Annotated in this window: 18 protein-coding genes; 12 read left to right on the plus strand and 6 right to left on the minus strand. The window is 71.1% G+C overall.

All coding sequences use genetic code 11. The annotated features are described in order from the left end of the window. Positions 1-19: 19 nt before the first annotated feature. Positions 20-2,107 carry a transketolase gene (gene tkt / locus CP980_RS25225; RefSeq protein ID WP_132760603.1) on the minus strand — a complete coding sequence of 696 codons (2,088 nt, stop codon included), beginning with the start codon at positions 2,105-2,107 and terminating at the stop codon, positions 20-22. Positions 2,108-2,362: 255 nt separating this feature from the next. Between tkt and CP980_RS25230 the strand changes: the two genes are divergently transcribed. The 3 genes from CP980_RS25230 to CP980_RS25240 all read left to right on the plus strand — a co-directional run bounded on the left by CP980_RS25230 (position 2,363) and on the right by CP980_RS25240 (position 4,928). After that, a complete protein-coding gene (locus CP980_RS25230; protein WP_132760736.1) occupies positions 2,363-3,310 on the plus strand; it encodes a heme o synthase in 948 nt (315 codons plus the stop codon). 39 nt (positions 3,311-3,349) lie between these two features. Then, positions 3,350-3,694: a hypothetical protein gene (locus tag CP980_RS25235; protein WP_373312978.1), complete on the plus strand. Its 345-nt coding sequence runs from the start codon at positions 3,350-3,352 to the stop codon at positions 3,692-3,694. Positions 3,695-3,800: 106 nt separating this feature from the next. Further along, positions 3,801-4,928 (plus strand): amidohydrolase family protein, encoded by a 1,128-nt coding sequence (locus CP980_RS25240; RefSeq protein WP_150529143.1) that lies wholly within the window; start codon positions 3,801-3,803, stop codon positions 4,926-4,928. A 33-nt stretch (positions 4,929-4,961) separates the two neighbouring features. On the opposite strand, the gene CP980_RS25245 is transcribed toward CP980_RS25240, so the two are convergent. The 4 genes from CP980_RS25245 to CP980_RS25260 all read right to left on the minus strand — a co-directional run bounded on the left by CP980_RS25245 (position 4,962) and on the right by CP980_RS25260 (position 8,879). Then, the gene (locus CP980_RS25245) at positions 4,962-5,951 is read right to left on the minus strand and encodes a COX15/CtaA family protein (RefSeq protein ID WP_132760600.1); all 990 of its coding nucleotides are present in this window, start codon (positions 5,949-5,951) and stop codon (positions 4,962-4,964) included. Positions 5,952-5,955: 4 nt separating this feature from the next. Next, on the minus strand, positions 5,956-7,104 hold the full coding sequence (locus tag CP980_RS25250; RefSeq protein ID WP_150529144.1) for a hypothetical protein: 1,149 nt from the start codon (positions 7,102-7,104) through the stop codon (positions 5,956-5,958). Between the two features lie 84 nt (positions 7,105-7,188). Beyond that, positions 7,189-7,956: an ABC transporter permease gene (locus CP980_RS25255; protein WP_132760598.1), complete on the minus strand. Its 768-nt coding sequence runs from the start codon at positions 7,954-7,956 to the stop codon at positions 7,189-7,191. Then, entirely contained in the window at positions 7,953-8,879 is a 927-nt protein-coding gene (locus tag CP980_RS25260; RefSeq protein WP_099893426.1) for an ABC transporter ATP-binding protein, read from the minus strand. Before CP980_RS25260 ends, CP980_RS25255 begins: the two co-directional genes overlap by 4 nt. Before the next feature lie 417 nt (positions 8,880-9,296). On the opposite strand from CP980_RS25260, the gene CP980_RS25265 reads away from it, so the two are divergent. From CP980_RS25265 to CP980_RS25305, 9 genes are all read left to right on the plus strand, one after another. Next, positions 9,297-10,040: a helix-turn-helix transcriptional regulator gene (locus tag CP980_RS25265; protein WP_099893428.1), complete on the plus strand. Its 744-nt coding sequence runs from the start codon at positions 9,297-9,299 to the stop codon at positions 10,038-10,040. Then, complete coding sequence (gene sufB / locus CP980_RS25270) at positions 10,037-11,452, plus strand: Fe-S cluster assembly protein SufB (RefSeq protein WP_099893430.1); 1,416 nt, start codon at positions 10,037-10,039, stop codon at positions 11,450-11,452. The genes CP980_RS25265 and sufB overlap by 4 nt, the downstream gene beginning before the upstream one ends. 64 nt (positions 11,453-11,516) lie before the next feature. After that, positions 11,517-12,695, plus strand: coding sequence for a Fe-S cluster assembly protein SufD (gene sufD / locus CP980_RS25275; RefSeq protein ID WP_132760597.1), 1,179 nt, complete (start codon positions 11,517-11,519; stop codon positions 12,693-12,695). Then, positions 12,695-13,012 (plus strand): bifunctional 3-phenylpropionate/cinnamic acid dioxygenase ferredoxin subunit, encoded by a 318-nt coding sequence (locus tag CP980_RS25280; RefSeq protein WP_030160384.1) that lies wholly within the window; start codon positions 12,695-12,697, stop codon positions 13,010-13,012. The genes sufD and CP980_RS25280 overlap by 1 nt, the downstream gene beginning before the upstream one ends. 7 nt (positions 13,013-13,019) lie before the next feature. Beyond that, complete coding sequence (gene sufC / locus CP980_RS25285) at positions 13,020-13,784, plus strand: Fe-S cluster assembly ATPase SufC (RefSeq protein WP_048476703.1); 765 nt, start codon at positions 13,020-13,022, stop codon at positions 13,782-13,784. Then, positions 13,781-15,037 (plus strand): cysteine desulfurase, encoded by a 1,257-nt coding sequence (locus tag CP980_RS25290; RefSeq protein WP_048476704.1) that lies wholly within the window; start codon positions 13,781-13,783, stop codon positions 15,035-15,037. The genes sufC and CP980_RS25290 overlap by 4 nt, the downstream gene beginning before the upstream one ends. Positions 15,038-15,059: 22 nt before the next feature. Then, positions 15,060-15,524 carry a Fe-S cluster assembly sulfur transfer protein SufU gene (sufU, locus tag CP980_RS25295; RefSeq protein WP_030160391.1) on the plus strand — a complete coding sequence of 155 codons (465 nt, stop codon included), beginning with the start codon at positions 15,060-15,062 and terminating at the stop codon, positions 15,522-15,524. Further along, the gene (locus CP980_RS25300) at positions 15,521-15,868 is read left to right on the plus strand and encodes a metal-sulfur cluster assembly factor (protein ID WP_030160393.1); all 348 of its coding nucleotides are present in this window, start codon (positions 15,521-15,523) and stop codon (positions 15,866-15,868) included. The genes sufU and CP980_RS25300 overlap by 4 nt, the downstream gene beginning before the upstream one ends. A 210-nt stretch (positions 15,869-16,078) precedes the next feature. Next, positions 16,079-17,449: a DUF3616 domain-containing protein gene (locus tag CP980_RS25305; protein WP_132760596.1), complete on the plus strand. Its 1,371-nt coding sequence runs from the start codon at positions 16,079-16,081 to the stop codon at positions 17,447-17,449. On the opposite strand, the gene CP980_RS25310 is transcribed toward CP980_RS25305, so the two are convergent. Next, positions 17,436-18,359, minus strand: a complete 924-nt coding sequence (locus CP980_RS25310; RefSeq protein ID WP_132760595.1) for a winged helix-turn-helix transcriptional regulator — start codon at positions 18,357-18,359, stop codon at positions 17,436-17,438. The two genes, CP980_RS25305 and CP980_RS25310, sit on opposite strands and share 14 nt — an antisense overlap. Positions 18,360-18,416: the final 57 nt, after the last annotated feature.

Raw genomic sequence — 18,416 nt, forward strand, 5'->3', positions numbered from 1 at the left:
TACTGGTTTGGTACGGGCCTCAGCGCGCGGCGGCGGCGATGGAGTCCTTGGCGGCGGCGGTCACGGCCTCGGGGGTGAAGCCGAACTCGCGGAAGAGGACCTTCGCGTCGGCCGAGGCACCGAAGTGCTCCAGCGAGACGATCCGGCCGGCGTCGCCGACGTAGCGGTGCCAGGTCAGGCCGATACCGGCCTCGACCGCGACGCGCGCCTGCACGGACGGCGGCAGGACACTGTCCTTGTACGCCTGGTCCTGCTCCTCGAACCACTCGACGGACGGCATCGAGACCACGCGGGCCGGGATGCCCTCGGCCTGGAGCGCCTCGCGCGCGGCGACGGCGAGCTGGACCTCGGAGCCGGTGCCGATCAGGACGACCTGCGGCTGCCCGCCCTCGGCCTCGAAGAGCACGTACCCGCCCTTGGCGGCGTCCTCGTTGCGCTCGTACGTCGGCACGCCCTGGCGGGTCAGCGCCAGACCGTGCGGAGCGCCCTTGCCGTACACCTTCGTGTGACGGCGCAGGATCTCGCGCCAGGCGATGACGGTCTCGTTCGCGTCGGCCGGACGGACCACGTTCAGGCCCGGGATGGCGCGCAGCGAGGCGAGGTGCTCGACCGGCTGGTGCGTCGGACCGTCCTCGCCCAGGCCGATGGAGTCGTGCGTCCACACGTACGTCACCGGCAGGTGCATCAGCGCGGACAGGCGGACGGCGTTGCGCATGTAGTCGGAGAACACCAGGAAGGTGCCGCCGTAGATGCGGGTGTGGCCGTGCAGGGCGATGCCGTTCATGGTCGCGGCCATGGCGTGCTCGCGGATGCCGAAGTGGACGGTGCGGCCGTACGGGTCGGCCTCCGGCAGCGGGTTGCCCTTCGGGAGGAAGGACGAGTGCTTGTCGATCGTCGTGTTGTTGGAGCCGGCCAGGTCGGCGGAGCCGCCCCACAGCTCGGGGATGACCGAGCCGAGCGCTTCCAGGACCTTGCCCGAGGCCGCGCGGGTGGCGACGCCCTTGCCGGTCTCGAAGGCGGGGAGCTTGTCCTCCCAGCCGGCGGGCAGCTCGTTGGCGTTGACGCGGTCGAACTCGGCGGCGCGCTCCGGGTTGGCGGTGCGCCAGGCGGAGAAGTCCTTCTCCCAGGCGGCCTTGGCCTCGCGGCCGCGGTCCAGGGCCTTGCGGGTGTGGGCGAGGACCTCGGCGGAGACGTCGAAGCTCTTCTCCGGGTCGAAGCCGAGGACGCGCTTGGTGGCGGCGACCTCGTCGTCGCCGAGGGCCGAGCCGTGCGCGGCCTCGGTGCCCTGGGCGTGCGGGGCCGGCCAGGCGATGATCGAGCGCATGGCGATGAAGGACGGGCGCCCGGTCTCGGCCTTGGCCGCGGCCAGGGCCGCGAACAGCGCCTTCGGGTCGAGGTCGCCGTTCGGCTGCTGCTCGACGCGCTGGACGTGCCAGCCGTACGCCTCGTAGCGCTTGAGGGTGTCCTCGGAGACGGCCGTCTCGGTGTCGCCCTCGATGGAGATGTGGTTGTCGTCCCACAGCAGCACCAGGTTGCCGAGCTTCTGGTGGCCGGCGAGGGCGGAGGCCTCGTGGGAGATGCCCTCCTGGAGGCAGCCGTCGCCCGCGATCGCGTAGACCATGTGGTCGAACGGGGAGGAGCCCTGGGGGGCCTCCGGGTCGAACAGGCCGCGCTCGTAGCGGGCGGCCATGGCCATGCCCACCGCGTTGGCGATGCCCTGGCCCAGCGGGCCGGTGGTGGTCTCGACGCCGGCCGTGTGGCCGTACTCCGGGTGGCCGGGGGTCTTGGAGCCCCAGGTGCGGAAGGCTTCGAGGTCGGCGAGCTCCAGGCCGAAGCCGCCGAGGTAGAGCTGGGTGTAAAGAGTGAGGGACGAGTGCCCCGCGGAAAGCACGAAACGGTCGCGGCCGACCCACTCGGGATCCGCCGGGTCGTGCCGCATCACCTTCTGGAAGAGGGTGTACGCGGCGGGGGCCAGACTCATCGCCGTGCCGGGGTGGCCGTTGCCCACCTTCTGGACCGCGTCGGCGGCCAGGATGCGGGCGGTGTCGACGGCCCGCTGGTCGAGGTCGGTCCAGTCGAGCTCTGTAGTCGTCGGCTTGGTGCTCACCGTGGGTCAGGGCTCCTCTCCACATGTCTGTTACCCGGTGACGAACGGTGCACCGGCGCGATTCCGAGCCTACCCCCGTGACGGCGTGCAGCTATTCGAGTGCCCGCAGTCCGTCACAACGTCGGCGGCTCCGATCGGACCAACACGAGGCGACCCCCGCGCGGGGCGACGTAAGTGCAACGTCTAGAGTGGCGTGGTACGTGCGAGCCTTCAGCGGACCTTTATGTCCGGAGCTTGCTGGTTTCTCTGTCAGGGGTGTGCGTGACGGCCGTCGAATCCCGTCCAGCGGGGGTGCTCGGGACGAGCCCCGTCCACCGGCCGTTCGGGGCCCGGGTCATGGCTTTCGTGGCTTTGACCAAGCCGCGGATCATCGAACTTCTGCTGATCACCACAGTGCCGGTGATGTTCCTCGCCGAACAGGGCGTGCCGTCGCTGTGGCTGGTCCTCGCCACCTGCTTCGGCGGGTACTTGTCGGCGGGCGGCGCCAACGCGCTGAACATGTACATCGACCGCGACATCGACGCGCTGATGGACCGCACCTCGCAGCGGCCGCTGGTGACCGGCATGGTCAGCCCGCGCGAGTGCCTGGCCTTCGGCATCACGCTCGCGGTGGTCTCCACCCTGTTCTTCGGGCTGCTCGTCAACTGGCTGTCGGCCGCGCTCGCCCTCGGCGCGCTCCTTTTCTACGTCGTCGTCTACACGATGCTGCTGAAGCGGCGCACCGCGCAGAACATCGTCTGGGGCGGCATCGCGGGCTGCATGCCGGTGCTCATCGGCTGGTCGGCCGTCAAGAACGAGGTCTCCTGGGCCGCGGTCATCCTCTTCCTCGTCATCTTCTTCTGGACGCCGCCGCACTACTGGCCGCTGTCCATGAAGGTGAAGGAGGACTACGCGCGCGTCGGCGTGCCGATGCTGCCGGTGGTGGCGGGCAACCGGGCCGTGGCGCGCCAGATCGTCCTCTACAGCTGGGTGATGGTGGCGGTCTCGCTGCTGCTGACCCCGCTGGGGTACACCGGCTGGTTCTACACCGCGGTCGCGCTGGCCGCGGGCGGCTGGTGGCTGTGGGAGGCGCACGCGCTGCACGCGCGCGCCAAGGCGGGCGTGACGGGTGCGAAGCTCAAGGAGATGCGCCTGTTCCACTGGTCGATCACGTACGTGTCGCTGCTGTTCGTGGCGGTGGCCGTGGACCCCTTCCTGCGCTGACGCTTCCTCGGTTGATTACCCGCCGGTAGCATGCTGTCCATGGCAGACACCGCGGCGGACACCGCAGACAAGAAGCAGGACCGGAAGGCCGCGAAGCTGGCCCGGCAGATCGGCGCGTTCGCCAAGCAGCACGGCGGCGCCGAGGGCCAGATCGCGCACATCGGCCAGGCCGGCACCCGGATCGTCCTCGTCGGCACGGACGGCGGCTGGGGCGACCTGGTGGCCCCGACCTACACGGTGGCCCAGCTGGCCGCCGAGAAGGCCGGCCTGACCCTCCACGAGGAGTTCGACGGCGAGTTCGCCGCGCGCGTCAAAACCGGTCCGTACGAGTGGTCCCGGATGGCCGGCATCCAGATCGGCGGGGCGGCGAACCCGGCCGCCTGACCGTGACGGTGGCCGCTCGGTCAACAGCGCGAGCAACACCTCACACCCCGCTCACCCGTTAGGACGTGTGGAAGCCCCTTCCTCACGTCCGCAACGGGATGCCCGGATGATCGAAACGCCGCCCCTGGTGGACCAGTACTGCCACGGAGTGCTCCGCACGGAGCTGGGCCTCGGCACCTTCGAGGCCCAGCTGATCCGCTCGGCCGGCCCGCCCGCCGCCGGGACCACCTTCTTCGACACCCAGACCGGTTTCGCGGTGCGCCGCTGGTGCCCGCCGCTGCTCGGCCTGGAGCCGCACTGCGCCCCCGCCCGGTACCTGGCCCGGCGGCGCGAGCTGGGCGTGGTCGAGTCCGGGCGCCGGCTGCTGCGGGGCTCCGGCGTCGCCGCCTATCTGGTCGACACGGGGGTGCCCGGCGACCTCACCGTCCCCAAGGAGCTGGCGCTCACGGGGGACGCCGACGCCTTCGAGGTCGTACGGCTGGAGCTGCTCGCCGAGCAGGTCGCCGACACCTCCGGCACCGTCCCCGCCTTCCTCGCCAACCTCGCCGAGGCCGTCCACCACGCCGCCGCCGCGGCCGTGGCCTTCACCTGCGGGGCGGAGGCCGGATACCCCGCCGTGCTCGGGCGGGCCCCCGAGCCGCCCGGTCCGGGCGAGGTGCGCGGTGCGGCCGGGCGGTGGCTGGCCGCGCGCGCCAAGGGCGGGGCCGTACGGGACCCCGTACTCCTGCGCCACCTGCTGTGGAGCGCGGTGGCCACGGGGCTGCCGCTCCAGCTGCACACGGGGGCGGGCGCGGGGGAGCCGGGGCAGCGGCCCGAGGAGGCCGATCCGGCGCTGCTGACGGAGTTCGTACGGGCCACCGCGGGGCTCGGGACCCGGCTGGTGCTGCTCGGCGGGTACCCGTACCACCGGAACGCCGCCCAGCTGGCGGCGGCCTTCCCGCACGTCCACGCCGATCTGGGCGCGGCGCTCGGGCAGAGCGGCGCACGGGCGGCGGGGGTGCTGGCCGAGGTGCTGGAGGTCGCCCCCTTCGGCAAGCTGCTGTTCTCCAGCGGGGGGCGCCGGCTGCCCGAACTGCACGCGGTGGGCGCCCTGGTGTTCCGGGAGGCGCTGGGCCGGGTGCTGGGCGGCTGGGTCGGCGAGGGGGCCTGGTCCTGGCGGGACGCCGAACGGGTGGCGGCCATGGTCGCGGCGGGCAATGCCCGCCGCGTCTACCGGCTGGACGAGCGCGGGTGAGCCGGCGCCCCTCGGCCGCGGGACCGGACGGTCTCAGACGGCGGAGAGCAGCGGGTCGCCCTGCGCCGGGATCTGGGTCTGCGCCGCGGGCCGCTCGCGCAGGCTGAGCGCCACCCGGAGCACGGCGATCCACACCAGGCAGGAGCCGAGCATGTGCGCGGCGACCAGGGCCTCGGGCACGTGGGTGAAGTACTGGACGTAGCCGATGCCGCCCTGGGCGAGCAGCACGATCAGCAGGTCGCGGGCGCGGGCCCGGGTGTCGGTCGGCGCGTCCACCACGCGCAGCACCAGCCACATGGCGACGGCGAGCGCGCACACCACCCAGGCGGAGATCGCGTGGACGTGCGCGGTGGCCGCCCAGTCGAACGGCATGCGCTTGATCTCGCTGCGGTCGCCCGCGTGCGGGCCGGAACCGGTGACCACCGTGCCGGCCGCGATCAGCACCAGCGTCGCCGCGATCAGGGCCCAGGAGAGCTTGCGCACGGGACCGGGGACGCGCGGCTTCGCAGCGGTGTCGCCCTCGCGGGTGCGCTGCCAGGTGATCGTCGTGACCGTGATCAGCGAGGTGGCGAGGAGGAAGTGCCCGGCCACGCTGTACGGGTTGAGCCCCGTCAGGACGGTGATGCCGCCGAGGACCGCGTTGCCCATGACGATGAAGAACTGGAGCCAGCCGAGCCTCGTCAGCGAGCGGCGCCGGGGCTTGGCCGAGCGGGCGGCGATGATGCACCAGCCGACGGCCGCGCTGAGCACGTACGTCAGCATGCGGTTGCCGAACTCGATGGCACCGTGGAACCCCTGCGCCTGGGTCACGATCAGGCTGTCGTCGGTGCACTTGGGCCACGTGTCGCAGCCGAGACCGGATCCGGTCAGCCGTACCGCGCCGCCGGTGACGACGATGAGCACGCTCATGACGAGTGCGGCGAGTGCGGCCTGCCGGACGATCCGGGGTGACGGGGTCCAGCGGTTGGCGATGAAGGCGAGAGGGGTCAACACGGCCCTTATCGTACGCGGAGCCTTGTGCAAACTTTCACGAGGGGGTGCCCCCACCCGCGCCCGGTGCGGTGTCGGGGCCGGCGGCCGCGCGGAACCGGGCTCCCGCCGGGTCGCCTTCCTCGTGCCACCAGAGGTGGACGCGCCAAGGGACGCCGTCGCCGGGGTAGTCGGCGGACGCCGTGAATCCGCGTATCAATTCGGCGCCTATGTCCTCTGCTGTCCTGTTTCTTACTTCTGTTGCGCTGTGCCAGGGATGTTCGTGTACGTTCCACAGTCCGTCAGGACCGCGGACCTCGAAGCGCCACACCGCCAGCCAGGGCGTGACCTCCAGCATCGTGCGCACCTGTTCGGCGCCGAGCTCCAGCCGGCCGGCGATCTCGGGCTCGGGCACGCCCTGGATCCGGGCGGCCACCACGGCTTGGGGCAGCAGGGGTTCGGGCAGCAGGCCCCGCGCGCGCAGGCTCACCAGGGAGTCGAAGGACAGGAAGCGCAGCCGCAGTTCGAGCTGGCGGCCGATGTGGTCGAGGGCCTCCTCCGCCTCCTGGGCCTCCTCCGCCCCCGGGGCCGCGCGGAGCAGTTGGCGGAAACCGCCCTCCGCGTCCACCGCCCAGGCCACCGCCTCCTCGGTGGAGCCGAGCTCCGCGAGCCGGTCCCCGAGGAACACCTTGGCCTGCGCCAGGCCGCGCCGGTTGACCGGATCCCGCTGGTCCAGCCCCGCCCACACCTCGACCGCGGCCCGCGTCAGGTCCAGGGCGCGCTCGCCCGCCGCCCGCTCCATCGGGCTCGGGCCGGACTCGGCCCGCGGGCCGAGCGGATAGCGGGGCAGCCGTACCTCGTCGCTCAGCGGCCAGGACAGCCAGACCCCCTGGTTGATCAGGCCCCGGGCATACCAGCGGGCGTACTCCGGAGCGTGCCCCGCCGCCTGCTGGGCGTGGTGCAGCCCCTCCTCGACGGCCGCGAGGGCGCCGGCCCGGTCGCCGCCGGCGAAGCGGCGGGCCGCCAGGTCACCCAGGCGCAGCCCGAGGCGCGCCGCGCACTCCGGATCGGTGCGCGCCGGCTCGCGCAGCGCGCCGATCAGCTCCGTCAGCAGCGCCTCGGCCTCGGCCGGCGCCGCCCGTGCGGCCCCCGACCGGATCTGCGCCCATCGCGCGTCCAGCCGTAGAACGTCTTCCCGCTGCCCCATGCCCGCCCCCCGGCGTTCCGGTGTGCCCCACCCCTGCGGGGCGGCGCCCATCCTCCTGCCGGGCCAACGTCCGGGGGAGGGGATTCACTCCCAGCGGAACAGCTTGGCGGCGGCGCCGAGTCCGAGGACGGCCCATGCGGCGAGGACGGCCACGTCCCCCCACGGGAGCCCGGCGCCGTGCTGGAGCACCTCGCGCAGTCCGTCGGACAGCGCCGAGATCGGCAGCAGTTCCAGGACGGACCGCACCCCTTCGGGGAACTTCTCCATCGGCACGATCACCCCGCCGCCGACCAGCAGCAGCAGGAACACCAGGTTGGCGGCGGCCAGCGTGGCCTCGGCCCTGAGGGTGCCCGCCATCAGCAGCCCGAGCCCGGAGAAGGCCGCGGTGCCCAGCAGGACCAGTGCGGCGACCGCGAGCGGGTTGCCCTGCGGGGACCAGCCCAGCGCGAGGGCGATCACCGTCAGCAGCGCGATCTGGAGCACCTCGGTGACCAGCACGGACAGCGTCTTGGCGGCCATCAGCGCCCAGCGCGGCAGCGGCGAGGCGCCGAGCCGCTTGAGCACCCCGTAGCGGCGGTCGAAGCCGGTGGCGATGGCCTGTCCGGTGAAGGCGGTGGACATCACGGCCAGCGCCAGGATGCCGGGCGCGAGGAAGTCCACGGCGTTCTCGGCGTTCGTGTCCACGATGTCCACGGCGGAGAACAGGACCAGCAGCAGCGCCGGGATGATCACGGTCAGCAGCAGCTGCTCCCCGTTGCGCAGCAGCATCCGGGTCTCCAGCGCCGTCTGCGCCAGGATCATCCTGGACACGGGCGCGGCCCCCGGGGCGGGGGTGAACGTACCGGCGCTCATGCGCGCAGCTCCTTGCCCGTGAGTTCCAGAAAGACGTCTTCGAGGGTGTGCCGTTCCACCGAGAGGCTGTCCGGCATCACCCCGTGCTGGGCGCACCAGGAGGCGACGGTGGCCAGCAGCTGCGGGTCCACGTCGCCGGTGACCCGGTAGACGCCCGCCGTGAGCTCGGCGGCCTCGGTGCCGTCGGGCAGCGCCTTGAGCAGCGAGCCGAGGTCGAGGGCGGGCCGGCCGGTGAAGCGCAGGGTGTTCTCGGCGCCGCCGCGGCACAGCTGCTCGGGGCTGCCGTGGGCGATGACCCGGCCGGCGTCGACGATGGCGACCTCGTCCGCGAGCTGCTCGGCCTCGTCCATGTGGTGGGTGGTGAGGACGACGCTCACCCCGTCGGCGCGCAGTTCCCGTACGAGGTCCCAGGTCGCGCGGCGGGCCTGCGGGTCCAGGCCCGCGGTCGGCTCGTCCAGGAAGACCAGCTCGGGGCGGCCGACCACGGCCATGGCCAGGGCCAGGCGCTGCTGCTGGCCGCCGGACAGGCGCCGGTAGGCGGTGCGGCCGCAGCCGCCCAGCCCGAGCCGCTCGACCAGGACGTCCACGTCGAGCGGGCGGGCGTACAGCTTGGCCATGTGGCGCAGCATCTCGACGGCGCGGGCGCCGGAGTAGACCCCGCCGGACTGGAGCATGACGCCGATGCGCGGGCGCAGCGCCTCGGCCTCGGAGACCGGGTCGAGGCCGAGGACGCGGACGGTGCCGGCGTCGGGGCGGCGGTAGCCCTCGCAGGTCTCCACGGTGGTGGTCTTGCCCGCGCCGTTGGGGCCGAGGACGGCGGTGACCGAGGCCTTGCGGACGGTGAGGTCGAGGCCGTCCACGGCCGTCTTGGGGCCGTACCGCTTCACCAGTCCGCGGATCTCCACGGCGGGGTCGTTGCTCATGCGGGTGAGTCTACGGAGCCGGGGAGGGGGCCCCCGGTCCGGGTGGACGGGGCCGAGATCCTGGTGCTCCGGCTCCCCGGCGGCCGTTTTCGGTGCCGCCGGATGCGAACACCGTGGAGCGAACGTGGCTCTTTTCATTCGTGCGGTCCTGGACGGGTCAGCCGGTTTCCGTGACCTTTTCCGCAGCGTGGTGATGAGCGTTCCCGGAACCGCCATCGGCGGGGGATCGCTGGTGGGAGCCGTGTGCCGGTTCTCCGGAGAGGTCCGGCGGCGTCGCGGATCAACCCCCTCCGCTTAACTCTGCGTAGACAAATTAGGTAACCCTTAGTGATAGAGGCCACCAGGAGTGGCCTCGGTCACGGCTTGTCGGGGCCGGACTAATTACGCAACAATGGCGTTGTGAAATACGGCGAACGGATGATCGAGACCCCCCAGGGGGAACTCGCTACCGGGGAGCGGTCAACCCGCAACCGGGTCGCGCGCTCCATCCTGGACCACGGTCCGTCCACCGTCGCCGACCTCGCGGCGCGTCTCGGCCTCACCCAGGCCGCCGTCCGCCGCCACCTCGACGCGCTCGTCGCCGACGACGTGGTCGAGCCCCGTGAGCAGCGCGTCTACGGTGCGCGCACCCGGGGCCGGCCCGCCAAGGTCTTCGCGCTCACCGACTGCGGCCGCGACGCGTTCGACCAGTCCTACGACTCGCTCGCCGCGGACGCGCTGCGCTGGATCGCGCAGGCCGCCGGCGGGGGCGAGGAGGGGGAGGCGGCCGTCGCCGCCTTCGCCAGGGCGCGGATGGACGCGCAGGCCGAGACCTACCGGGAAAGCCTGGACGCCGCCGCCCCCGCGGAACGCACCGAGGCCCTTGCCAAGGCGTTGACCGCGGACGGGTACGCTGCTACGGCCAAGAGCGCTCCCGGTCCGCACAGCGGTGAACAGCTCTGCCAGCACCACTGCCCGGTCGCCCATGTCGCCGAGCAGTTCCCGCAGCTCTGCGAGGCGGAGACCGAGGTCTTCTCCCGCCTGCTCGGGACGCATGTGCAGCGCCTCGCCACGATCGCCCACGGCGACGGGGTGTGCACCACCTTCATCCCGCGAGGCGCGGGCACCACACAGAACGACACATCAGCATCTGCCAGCACGGCCGGGAGGAACCCCGCATGACCACGGAGACTGCTCACCCTGAGCTTGAGGGTCTGGGCAACTACGAGTACGGCTGGGCCGACTCCGACGCGGCCGGCTCGGCTGCCAAGCGAGGCCTGTCGGAGGACGTCGTCCGCGACATCTCGTCGAAGAAGAACGAGCCCGAGTGGATGCTGAAGCTCCGCCTCAAGGGCCTGAAGCTCTTCGACAAGAAGCCCATGCCGACCTGGGGCTCCGACCTCTCCGGCATCGACTTCGACAACATCAAGTACTTCGTGCGTTCCACCGAGAAGCAGGCCGCTTCGTGGGAGGACCTGCCCGAGGACATCAAGAACACGTACGACAAGCTCGGCATCCCGGAGGCGGAGAAGCAGCGCCTCGTCGCCGGTGTCGCGGCCCAGTACGAGTCCGAGGTCGTCTACCACCAGATCCGCGAGGACCTGGAGGAGCAGGGCGTCATCTTCCTCGACACGGACACCGCGCTCAAGGAGCACCCGGAGCTCTTCCAGGAGTACTTCGGCACGGTCATCCCGGTCGGCGACAACAAGTTCGCGTCGCTGAACACCGCGGTGTGGTCGGGCGGCTCGTTCATCTACGTGCCCAAGGGCGTCAAGGTCGACATCCCGCTCCAGGCCTACTTCCGTATCAACACGGAGAACATGGGCCAGTTCGAGCGGACGCTGATCATCGTCGACGAGGACGCGTACGTCCACTACGTCGAGGGCTGCACCGCCCCGATCTACTCCTCGGACTCGCTGCACAGCGCCGTGGTCGAGATCATCGTGAAGAAGGGCGGCCGCTGCCGCTACACGACGATCCAGAACTGGTCGAACAACGTCTACAACCTGGTCACCAAGCGCGCCGTGGCGTACGAGGGCGCGACCATGGAGTGGATCGACGGCAACATCGGTTCCAAGGTCACCATGAAGTACCCGGCCGTCTACCTGATGGGCGAGCACGCCAAGGGCGAGACCCTGTCCATCGCCTTCGCGGGCGAGGGCCAGCACCAGGACGCCGGCTCCAAGATGGTCCACATGGCGCCGAACACCTCCTCGAACATCGTCTCCAAGTCGGTGGCTCGGGGCGGCGGCCGCACCTCCTACCGCGGCCTGGTCGAGATCGGCGAGGGCGCCCACGGCTCCAAGTCGAACGTGCTCTGCGACGCGCTCTTGGTCGACACGATCTCCCGCTCGGACACGTACCCGTACGTGGACGTCCGCGAGGACGACGTCTCCATGGGCCACGAGGCGACCGTCTCCAAGGTCTCGGACGACCAGCTCTTCTACCTGATGAGCCGCGGCATGACCGAGTTCGAGGCCATGGCCATGATCGTGCGCGGGTTCGTCGAGCCCATCGCGCGCGAGCTGCCCATGGAGTACGCACTGGAGCTCAACCGGCTGATCGAGCTGCAGATGGAGGGCTCGGTCGGCTGACCCGACCGTCCCGGATCCGCAGCAATTCTTTGACGTAGACACGAGAGCGAGCAAGACGACAGCCATGGCTGAGGCTCAGAACATTCCGGCGGGTTCGACCACCGCCGGCGCGATCGCGGTGGCCGCCGAGTCCACCGTCGCCACCCGGATGAGCGCACCCCCGTCCTTCGACGTGGCGGACTTCCCCGTCCCCCACGGCCGCGAGGAGGAGTGGCGGTTCACCCCGCTGGCGCGCCTGCGCGGTCTCCACGACGGCACCGCGGTCGCCAACGGCACCATGAAGGCCCAGATCGACGCGCCCGAGGGCGTCACCGTCGAGTCGGTGGAGCGCGACGACGCGCGCATCGGCAAGGCCGGCACCCCGGTGGACCGGATCGCCGCCCAGGCGTTCTCGTCCTTCACCAAGGCCACGGTCGTCACCGTGCCCAAGGAGACCGTCCTGACCGAGCCGGTGCGCGTCTCGCTGCACGGCGAGGGCGGCACGACCTTCGGGCACACCGTCTTCGACGTCCAGGCCTTCGCCGAGGCCGTCATCGTCATCGACCACACCGGTGACGGCGTGCGCGCGGCCAACGTCGACTTCCTCGTCGGCGACGGCGCCAAGCTCACCGTCGTCTCCGTGCAGGACTGGGACGACACCGCCGTCCACTGCTCCCAGCACAACACGCTGATCGGCCGCGACGCGAGCTTCAAGTCGATCGTCGTCACCTTCGGCGGCGACGTCGTACGCCTGCACCCCCGGATCAGCTACGCGGGCCCCGGCGGCGAGGCGGAGCTCCTCGGCCTCTACTTCACGGACGCCGACCAGCACCAGGAGCACCGCCTCCTGGTCACGCACGACGCCCCGCACTGCAAGTCCCACGTGGTCTACAAGGGCGCGCTGCAGGGCGAGGGCGCGCACGCCGTCTGGATCGGCGACGTCCTCATCGAGAAGAGCGCCGAGGGCACCGACACCTACGAGATGAACCGCAACCTCGTCCTGACGGACGGCGCGCGGGTCGACTCGGTGCCGAACCTGGAGATCGAGACCGGCGAGATCGTCGGCGCCGGCCACGCCTCCGCGACCGGCCGCTTCGACGACGAGCAGCTCTTCTACCTCCAGGCCCGCGGCATCCCGGCCGACGAGGCCCGGCGCCTGGTCGTGCGCGGCTTCTTCGCCGAGCTCGTCCAGCAGATCGGTGTCGACGACATCGAGGAGCGCCTGCTCGCGAAGATCGAGACCGAGCTCGAGGCGTCCGTCTGATGACCTACGTCAAGGCCTGCGCGCTGAGCGAGCTGGAGGAGAACACCCCGAAGCGGGTGGAACTCGACGGCACGCCGGTGTCCATCGTCTCCACCGAGGGGGAGGTGTTCGCGATCAACGACATCTGCTCGCACGCGAACGTCTCGCTCTCGGAGGGCGAGGTCGAGGACTGCATGATCGAGTGCTGGCTGCACGGGTCCTCGTTCGACCTGCGCACCGGCAAGCCGTCCGGTCTGCCCGCGACCCGCCCGGTCCCCGTATACCCCGTAAAGATCGACGGGGGCGACGTGCTCGTCTCCCTCACCCAGGAGTCCTGAGGTATCCATGGCAACGCTTGAAATCCACGACCTGCACGTCTCCGTCGAGGCCGAGAACGGCGCCCGCGAGATCCTCAAGGGTGTCGACCTCACCGTCAAGGCCGGCGAGACGCACGCCATCATGGGTCCGAACGGCTCCGGCAAGTCCACGCTGGCGTACTCGCTGGCCGGTCACCCGAAGTACACCATCACCGGTGGCACCGTGACCCTCGACGGCGAAGACGTCCTGGAGATGTCCGTCGACGAGCGCGCCCGCGCCGGCGTCTTCCTCGCCATGCAGTACCCGGTCGAGGTCCCCGGCGTCTCGGTCTCCAACTTCCTGCGCACCTCCGCCACCGCCATCCGCGGCGAGGCCCCCAAGCTGCGCACCTGGGTGAAGGAGGTCAAGTCCGCGATGGAGCAGCTCCAGATGGACCCGGCCTTCGCCGAGCGCAACGTCAACGAGGGCTTCTCCGGCGGTGAGAAGAAGCGCCACGAGATCCTCCAGCTGGAGCTCCTCAAGCCGAAGATCGCGATCCTCGACGAGACCGACTCCGGTCTCGACGTCGACGCCCTGCGCATCGTCTCCGAGGGCGTCAACCGCGTCCGCGAGACCGGTGAGGTCGGCACCCTGCTGATCACCCACTACACGCGCATCCTGCGCTACATCAAGCCCGACTTCGTGCACGTGTTCGCGAACGGCCGCATCGCCGAGTCCGGTGGCGCCGAGCTGGCGGACCAGCTGGAGGCCGAGGGCTACGACAAGTACGTGAAGGGTGGCGCGACCGCGTGACACAGCTGCCTGGCCTCCTCGACATCGAGGCGATCCGCAAGGACTTCCCCCTTCTGGATCGTGTGGTCCACGACGGGAAGAAGATCGTTTACCTGGACAACGCGGCCACTTCGCAGAAGCCGCGCCAGGTGCTCGACGCGCTGAACGAGTACTACGAGCAGCACAACGCCAACGTCCACCGCGGCGTGCACGTGCTCGCCGAGGAGGCCACGGCGCTGTACGAGGGCGCCCGCGACAAGGTCGCCGCCTTCATCAACGCGCCGAGCCGCGACGAGGTGATCTTCACCAAGAACGCCTCGGAGTCGCTCAACCTGGTCGCGAACATGCTCGGCTGGGCGGACGAGCCCTACCGGGTCGACCGCGAGACCGAGATCGCCATCACGGAGATGGAGCACCACTCCAACATCGTGCCGTGGCAGCTGCTCTCGCAGCGCACCGGCGCGAAGCTGAAGTGGTTCGGCCTCACCGACGACGGCCGGCTCGACCTGTCCAACATCGAAGAGGTCATCACGGAGAAGACGAAGATCGTCTCCTTCACGCTGGTCTCCAACATCATGGGCACGATCAACCCGGTCGAGGCGATCGTCCGGCGCGCGCAGGAGGTCGGCGCGCTGGTGCTGATCGACGCCTCGCAGGCCGCTCCGCACATGCCGCTGGACGTGCAGGCGCTCGGCGCCGACTTCGTGGCCTTCACCGGCCACAAGATGTGCGGCCCGACCGGCATCGGCGTGCTCTGGGGCCGCCAGGAGCTCCTGGAGGACCTGCCCCCGTTCCTCGGCGGCGGCGAGATGATCGAGACCGTGTCGATGCACGCCTCGACGTACGCCCCGGCGCCCCACAAGTTCGAGGCGGGCACGCCCCCGATCGCCCAGGCCGTCGGCCTCGGCGCGGCCGTGGACTACCTGAGCGCGATCGGCATGGACAAGATCGCCGCGCACGAGCACGCAATCACCGAATACGCGGTCAAGCGCCTCCTGGAGGTCCCCGACCTGCGGATCATCGGCCCGATGACGGCCGAGGACCGCGGCGCCGCGATCTCCTTCACGCTCGGTGACATCCACCCCCACGACGTGGGCCAGGTCCTGGACGAGCAGGGCATCGCGGTCCGCGTGGGACACCACTGCGCGCGCCCGGTCTGCCTGCGCTACGGAATTCCCGCGACCACGCGAGCGTCTTTCTACCTGTACTCCTCTCCGGCCGATGTCGACGCGCTGATCGACGGGCTGGAGCACGTACGGAACTTCTTCGGCTGACGAGGGCGACGAGGACGACGCAGTGAAGCTGGATTCGATGTACCAGGAACTGATCCTGGACCACTACAAGCACCCGCACGGGCGTGGCCTGCGCGACGGCGACGCCGAGGTGCACCACGTCAACCCGACGTGCGGCGACGAGATCACGCTGCGCGTGAAGTACGACGGCGAGACGCTCACCGACGTCTCGTACGAGGGCCAGGGCTGCTCCATCAGCCAGGCCAGCGCGTCCGTGCTGAACGAGCTGCTCGTCGGCAAGGAGCTGGCCGAGGCGCAGAAGATCCAGGGCGTTTTCCTGGAGATGATGCAGTCGAAGGGCAAGATCGAGCCCGACGAGGCCATGGAGGAGGTGCTGGAGGACGCGGTCGCGTTCGTCGGCGTCTCCAAGTACCCGGCTCGCGTGAAGTGTGCTCTGCTGAGCTGGATGGCCTGGAAGGACGCGACCGCCCAGGCACTGGGCGACGCCGCGGAGAGGAAGACGGCATGACCGAGAACGCGACGCCCGCCGAGGCGTCGATCAAGCCGGCCACCGAGGAAGAGGTCCGCGAGGCCCTCTACGACGTGGTCGACCCCGAGCTGGGGATCGACGTCGTCAACCTGGGCCTGATCTACGGCATCCACATCGACGACGCGAACATCGCCACCCTCGACATGACGCTGACCTCGGCGGCCTGCCCGCTGACCGACGTCATCGAGGACCAGGCGAAGTCGGCGACGGACGGCATCGTGAGCGAGCTGCGGATCAACTGGGTCTGGATGCCGCCGTGGGGCCCGGACAAGATCACGGACGACGGGCGCGAGCAGCTGCGCGCGCTCGGCTTCAACGTCTGAGCCACCCGCTCCACGCAGGGCCCCCGGCATCGCGCCGGGGGCCCTTCGCGTGCTCCGGGGGGCTTGCGGGAGCTCCCGGGAGGCCCTCCGTGTTCGTCCGGCGGACGATTGACGTGCACCGGATGTTGGCCACGGTGGCCGAACCTGCTCGACGGCCGTCACGGCGTGGCGCGGTCCACGCTCGGCTCGACTCTTGGGGACGGGACACCGATGAAGAAGCAGCTTGGTATCGCAGGGATCGCGGCGCTGGTCGTCGCCGGGACGGTCACGGTCGTGCCCGCCCAGGCGGTGACGTACGGAACGCCGACCATCAGCCTGTCCGCCGCGTACCTGTCCGGCGCCGTCGGGGCCGTCGGGGACCCGGTGGTCGACGTGACCGTGGGGCAGAGCGGCGCCGACGCGTCCGCGCTGACGGTCAGCGCCTCCGCCTCCAGCAAGGCCTCGGTCGCCGGAACCGGCGACGTGAGCGTCACCGGGACCGGGGCGGTGCGCCGGCTGGCCGTCGCCGCTCGCGGCCGCGGCTACACCAACCTCACCGTCAAGGTGACCGGGCTGGGCGGCAAGAGCGCCACCAAGACCCTGTCGTACGCCGCCTCCGCCGCCGTGCAGAACCCGGCCGACGCCCGGTACTTCACCGGGGCCTCCGACTCCTCGGCCGCCGTGGACGTCGGCGGCGGCTACACCGTCGTCGCCGACGACGAGAACAACGTGCTGCGCCTGTACGACCGTTCCCGCTCGGCCGCCCCGGTCCGCACCTGGGACTTCAGCTCGCAGCTCGGCGTCTCCAAGGAGGTGGACATCGAGGGGGCGACCCTGATCGGGAACACCATCTACTGGACGGGCTCGCTCGGCAACAACAAGGACGGCGAGTACAAGGCGCCCCGGAACACGGTGTTCACCACCACGGTGAGCGGCTCCGGCTCCGCCACGCAGCTCGCGTACGGGCGCTCGTACAAGAAGCTCCGCGACGACCTGGTGGCCTGGGACACCGCGAACGGGAACCGCTACGGCTTCGCGGCCGGCACGGCCGCCGGCGAGGCGCCCAAGCAGATCGACGGGTTCAACGTGGAGGGGCTGGAGTTCGCGCCGGGCTCGACCACCACCGCCTACCTCGGCTTCCGGGCCCCGCTGGCCCCGGCGGTGCCGGGCGGCAAGGCGCTGGTCGTCCCGGTGACCAACTTCGACCAGGTGCTCTCCAGCGGCGCCAAGGCCACCTTCGGGGCGGGCATCGAGCTCGACCTCGGCGGGCTCGCGATCCGCGACATCCGCAAGAACGCGGCCGACCAGTACCTGATCCTGGCCGGCTCCTGGGCGGCGGACGACAACTCCGACCCGTACGCGCTCTACCAGTGGGACGGTGTCGCCGGCCACGCCCCGGTCAAGCGTGCCGACCTGCCGACGACCGACCCGGGCGGCTGGGAGGCCATCGTGGACGTGCCCGACCTGTCGGTACCGGGCGCGCGGGTCCAGCTGATCACCGACAGCGGCTCGGCCGACCTGTACGGGGACGGCACCGAGGCCAAGGACCTGACGCACCCGGAGTGGAAGAAGGCCCGCGCGGCCTGGTTCACCCTGAACTGACGCCCCCGCCCGCACCGTCGCCCGCACCCTCTCCCTCGCCGGCGTCACGGACGGCGCTCAGCGCCGCCGCGACGCCGGCCTCGATGTCCCGGACCGGGTAGAACACCTCGCGCACCACGCGCTCCCGGTCCACCACCAGCGTCAACCGCTTCAGCCGGCTCACCCCCGCCGCCCGGAACGTCGGCAGCCGCAGCGCCGCCGTCAGCGAGAGCTCCGCGTCCGAGAGCAGCGGGAACCGCAGCCCCTCCGCCTCCGCGAACTCCCGCTGCTCGTCGGGCCGCTGGGTGGACACCCCGTGCACCGTCGCACCGGCCGCCGTGAACTCGGCCAGCTGGTCCCGGTACGTGCACGACTCGAACGTGCAGCCCCTGGCCCCCGGGATCCCGGCCCACCCCGGCGGGTAGGACTCCGCCCGCGCGTACGCGCCGGGGAAGCAGTACAGGACCGTGAACGGCGTGTCCGCGACCGGATCCCGCACCTGCCCGAACCGGTCCGGCAGCACCAGCTCCGGCAGCCGCGTGCCGCGCAGCGCGTGCACCCGTTCCGCCTCCCGCGAGGACTCCTGCGTCGTCGCCGTCATTTCGCCTTCCCCCAGGACCCAGGTGTCTCCCCAGTCCTGGAGGGCCACCAGGACCGGCAGCAGCCCCCGCCCGCGCGGGGTCAGCCGGTATTCGTGCCGCACCGGGCGCTCCTGGTACGGCTCACGCGTCAGCACCCCGGCCTCGACCAGCAGTTTCAGCCGCTCGGCGAGCACCTTCCGGGAGACCCCGAGCTCGCGCTGGAACGCGTCGAAGCGGTGCACGCCGCGCGCGGCGTCGCGCACGATCAGCAGCGTCCACCAGTCGCCCACCACGTCGAGGGCCTGGGCGATGGCGCAGTCCGCGTCGTCGAGGTGCGTGCGCTGGGCCATGGGCACTCCTTTGTCCGTTGACCCAAGGCTGTCATGCTGACATAGTCCGTTCCCAAA

Source organism: Streptomyces vinaceus, assembly GCF_008704935.1.
Taxonomy (GTDB): domain Bacteria; phylum Actinomycetota; class Actinomycetes; order Streptomycetales; family Streptomycetaceae; genus Streptomyces; species Streptomyces vinaceus.